This window comes from Flectobacillus sp. (genome assembly GCF_049240685.1).
Taxonomy (GTDB): Bacteria; Bacteroidota; Bacteroidia; order Cytophagales; family Spirosomataceae; genus Flectobacillus.
Genome location: NZ_JBMLSD010000067.1, coordinates 1 through 2738 on the forward strand (window position 1 = coordinate 1; position 2738 = coordinate 2738).

1 protein-coding gene is annotated in these 2738 nt (G+C 38.4%); it reads left to right on the forward strand.

Annotated elements, in window-relative coordinates:
- A partial coding sequence (locus ACOVQ4_RS03215) for a glycosyl hydrolase 115 family protein (protein WP_421819215.1) occupies positions 1 to 2494 on the forward strand: 2494 nt, incomplete at its 5' end.
- Positions 2495 to 2738 lie beyond the last annotated feature (244 nt).

Below are 2738 nucleotides of genomic sequence, written 5' to 3' on the forward strand. Positions count from 1 at the left end.
AAACATGATGTCAAATATTGTTAAATGGCTTTTAGGAATAAGTTTGTGTGTTTTTACCAAGCTAAGTTTTGCGCAAAATATGTTTGTAGCAAAATCTGGTTTTCCGCTTACACGGTCGGTTATCTATGTAGATGACTCAGAGACAGAATTAGTAAAAACCTCGGCTTCTTTGTTACAAAAAGATATAGAGGCTGTTACAGGAAAAAAACTTGAAATCGTTTTTGAATTTAAAACTATCAAGACTAACGCTATCGTTATTGGTACTTTTGAAAATTCTACTTTTCTAAAAACAATTATTGCCAAAAAGTTACTTAAGCCTAATTCTACTGCCCAGCAATGGGAGGGAAGTTTGGTTCAGACTATACAAGACCCACAAAAGGGAATAGCGAACGCGCTGGTATTGGCAGGAAACGACCGCCGTGGTGTGGCGTATGCCGTTTTTGAATTATCTAAACAAATGGGTATTTCTCCTTGGAATTGGTGGGCAGATGTACCAGTACTGAAGCAAAAGGAATTGTATTTCAATACAAAATTTATCCAAACAGATGCCCCAAAAGTAAAGTATAGAGGCATTTTCTTAAACGATGAAGCTCCTGCACTTTCAGGTTGGACAAAAGAAAAATTTGGAGGATTTAACCATCGTTTTTATGAAAAAGTATTCGAACTTTTATTGCGTTTGAAAGCCAACTATATCTGGACAGCCATGTGGGGAAATGCTTTTTATGCTGATGACTCTTTAAATATCAAAACGGCAGATAAGTATGGTATTGTAATTGGAACTTCACACCACGAGCCATTGATGCGTGCGCACGATGAATGGCGTAGATTTGGCTCAGGACCATGGAATTATGAAGCGAATGCAGAGAAATTAAGGTCATTTTGGAAGGAGGGAATGAAGCGGGCATGGAACGAGAAAATTGTAAGTATAGGTATGCGTGGGGATGGCGACGAACCGATGTCGAGAGAAACGGCTACGGCTTTGTTGGAAAAAATTGTGGCAGACCAGCGTACTATCATTGCCGATGCTACTGGTAAACCAGCGGAGGAAACCCCGCAGCTTTGGGCGATTTATAAAGAGGTTCAGGAGTATTATGACAAAGGTATGCGAGTTCCTGATGATGTGACATTGCTATTTTGTGATGATAACTGGGGAAATTTGCGCAAACTACCAAAACTGACTGATGCACCCCGAAAAGGTGGCTATGGCATTTATTATCACTTTGATTATGTGGGCGGCCCTCGTAATTACAAATGGCTGAATACCAATGCTATTCCACGTATTTGGGAGCAAATGCATTTGGCTTGGGAACATCAAGCCAAAAATATCTGGATTGTGAATGTTGGCGACCTCAAGCCAATGGAATATCCTATTTCTTTCTTTTTAGACTACGCTTGGAATCCTGAAAAAATACAGGAAAATGATTTGACCAAATATGCAAAAAGTTGGGCTACTCAACAGTTTGGTAAGGAAAATGCCCAAGAGATTGCCGAACTTTTGAGCTTATATACCAAGTATAATGCTCGTCGCAAACCAGAATTATTGGACGATAGAACTTATTCTTTGGAAACTGGCGAATGGGCAGAAGTCAATCAAGAATACCAACATTTATTGTCTCGTGCGGAGGTGGTGAAAAGTAAACTCCCTCAGTCGTATCAAGATGCCTATTTTCAATTGGTTTTGCACCCGATTAAGGCTTGTGCAAACCTTTATGAAATGTATTTTCAGGTGGCATTAAATAAAAAAGCTTTTTCAGAAAAATCCATTAAAGCAAATCAATATGCCGATAAGGTAAAAGAATTGTTTGCCAAAGATTCATTGATTACCAACGAATATCATCAATTGAATCAGGGTAAATGGAATCATTTGATGAGTCAAACCCATATTGGATATACCTATTGGCAACAGCCTGAAAAACAAAAAATGCCAGAAGTAAAATACCTCAATCCCTCTGAGGCTTTGCCAGAAAAACCTTTAGAGAATAATGTGAAGGCAAATAAAGGAATTGCTATTGAGGCAGATCGTTTTACAAAATTGATTCATACAAAAGAGATTACTTGGAAAATTTTGCCTGATCATGGGCGTACAGGTTCGGCTATTACAACCTTTCCTGTAACAGCCAAATCGCAAAATGTGAGTGTAACTTCTCCACATGTAGAATATGAGATAGAAACTACAGAAGCAGGAGAAGCAACTGTAAAGGCTTACTTCTCACCAACATTAAATTTCCATGCAATGCCAGAAGGGCTGCAATATGCGATTTCGATAGACGATGAAACACCACAAATTGTGAGTCTTAACAAAGAAGATAAAACAAGCGATAAAGGCATTTGGAATCAGTGGGCTGCCGAAAATATCAATATCAAAACGACCAAGCACACAATTGCAAAAGCAGGCAAACATATCATCAAGTATTGGATGATTAGCTCAGGCGTAGTTTTGCAAAAAATTACCCTAGACTTTGGAAACACACCAAAGACTTATTTAGGAAATTGATTGTCAATACTTTCCTAGTTCAAGACTTAGTCTTGGGCTAGGTTTTTAAAACGGTTAAAAAACTGAAGCAAACTCCAGTCCGAGACAAAGTCCCGAACTAGGTATAACATAATTTCAATCAATTGAAAATACTGAATAAATAATTGAAAATTAGACGATTAAAATGAACCAACTCAACAAGAAATAAATTTCACTCTGTGCCTCTGTGCCTCTGTGCCTCTGTGCCTCTGTGCCTCTGTGCCTC